The organism is Phycisphaeraceae bacterium (assembly GCA_040222855.1).
GTDB lineage: Bacteria > Planctomycetota > Phycisphaerae > Phycisphaerales > Phycisphaeraceae > Mucisphaera.
In genome coordinates this window covers 1-1,893 of record JAVKCD010000013.1, presented here as the reverse complement: position 1 = coordinate 1,893, position 1,893 = coordinate 1, and the positions used below count along the sequence as shown (strand labels likewise).

Genomic DNA, 1,893 nt, shown 5'->3' with positions numbered 1-1,893 from the left:
TAGTGCGCCTGCGGGCGTGTTTGGTTTGCGAGGTGGAAGTCCTCGCCAGGCATGCACACTCCGGCCTGTAACCGAGAGTAACTGCGTCCTTGTGAAAGGGGGTGGAGAGCAACTGGAGGTGAACGAGCAGTCCGTAGGATGACGAACCCGTTTCGGCCGGGCCGACCGGCGAGCCTGCTAGGGAATGGCGAAGTCCAGAAAGCCTGTCGCGATGAGGGGTTGTGTGTGAAATCGACGGCAGGGGCGGTCAGGTGGTTGGGGACGGAATGCTCTGAAGGCCAAACACGTGAAGCAGGGAGACCTGTCCGGTGACTGTGACGGTGTTCATGTGGCCACAGCCATCCAGGCCAAGGGCCGCCGAAGAGCCGGCTGGGCAGGAGTCAGAGGACCCATACGAGCGTCGACGCCGGGTAATGCCGGTCGAGCAAAGGGGTCCAGGAAGGTGGATGTGCGATGACCAGGCAATCTGAACTCAGACCGGACGCAGTGTCCGAAGCGGCGCGTCGCCCTCGGACTAGACCCGACGGAGAAGTCCGCACCCGCTGGGCGTGGACCGAACAGAGCGTTTGGACAGACCGCATGTTGACGACTCTCGAACAGGGAGTGAAAGGAGGACGCTGGCACAGCTTGATCGACAAGGTTTACAAAGAAGCGAACCTGTTCTGGTCGTTCACGAAAGTGGCCCAGAACCGGGGAGCGGCCGGAGTCGACCGCGTCACAATGGATGATTTTTCCAAAGGTCTCGTGCCGCGGCTGAAGCGTCTGACGAAGACGTTGGCCAACGGAAGGTACCAGCCGCACGACGTTCGCCGGGTTTGGATCGACAAACTCGGGTCGAAGGAGAAGCGGCCGCTGGGCATTCCGACGGTACGTGACCGGGTGGTTCAGACCGCGTTGCGTAATGTGATCGAACCGATTTTCGAGCGGGACTTCGCCAAGGGGAGTTACGGCTTTCGTCCTGGTCGCGGCTGCAAAGACGCGCTACGTTGCGTCGATGCGTTGATCAAGCGCGGCTACCGATACGTGGTGGATGCGGATCTGAAAGGCTACTTCGACACGATCCCTCACGACCGTTTGATGGAACTCGTCTCGTCGAAGATCGGCGATCGGAAAGTGCTGGACCTGATTGCCGTGTTCTTGCAACAAGGGGTGATGGACGGCATGGATCGCTGGACTCCTGACCGAGGCAGTCCCCAGGGCGCGGTGATCTCGCCGTTGCTCAGTAACATCTACCTCGATCCGCTAGACCAACTACTGGCTCAAGCGGGATTCGAGATGGTGCGTTACGCGGACGATTTCGTGATCTTGTGTCGCGACCGGGCGACCGCCGAGCAGGCTTTGAACTTGGTTCAACAATGGACGGCACGCGCCGACCTGACCTTGCACCCGGAGAAGACCCGCATCGTCGACGCCGAAGCGGAAGGTTTTGAGTTTCTAGGCTATCACTTTCACGGCGAGCATCGCTGGCCGCGGAAGAAGAGCTTGCAGAAACTTCAAGCCACGATTCGCGCAAAGACCAAGCGGAGCAACGGTCATAGCCTACAATGCATCATCGTCGACGTGAACCAGACGCTGGTGGGTTGGTTTGAATATTTTCAACACAGCCATCGCTCCACGTTCACGCCCCTGGATGGGTGGATTCGGATGCGTCTGCGTTCGATTCTGCGCAAACGCCATGGTGGCAAGGGTCGTGGACGAGGCCTTGATCATCACCGCTGGCCCAACGATTTCTTTGCGACCGCTGGGCTGTTCTCGCTGGTCACCGCCCATCGCGTCGCCAGTCAATCCTCAAAGAGGTAAAACCACCAACCGGAGAGCCGTGTGCGGGAGAACCGCACGCACGGTTCGGAGGGGAGGGAGACCGGGAATCAACCGGTCTTCCTTACCTCTATC

Annotated in this window: 1 protein-coding gene; it reads left to right on the top strand. The window is 59.7% G+C overall.

Annotation, left to right across the window (positions count from 1 at the left end; all coding sequences use genetic code 11):
• The first annotated feature begins 579 nt into the window (after positions 1 to 579).
• The gene (gene ltrA, locus RIG82_03440; GenBank protein MEQ9459993.1) at positions 580 to 1,800 is read left to right on the top strand and encodes a group II intron reverse transcriptase/maturase; all 1,221 of its coding nucleotides are present in this window, start codon (positions 580 to 582) and stop codon (positions 1,798 to 1,800) included.
• Positions 1,801 to 1,893 lie beyond the last annotated feature (93 nt).

Excerpts from the sequence above, each read along its gene's own strand:
- ltrA (MEQ9459993.1), top strand. The coding sequence starts at position 580 with ATGTTGACGACTCTCGAACAGGGAGTGAAAGGAGGACGCTGGCACAGC.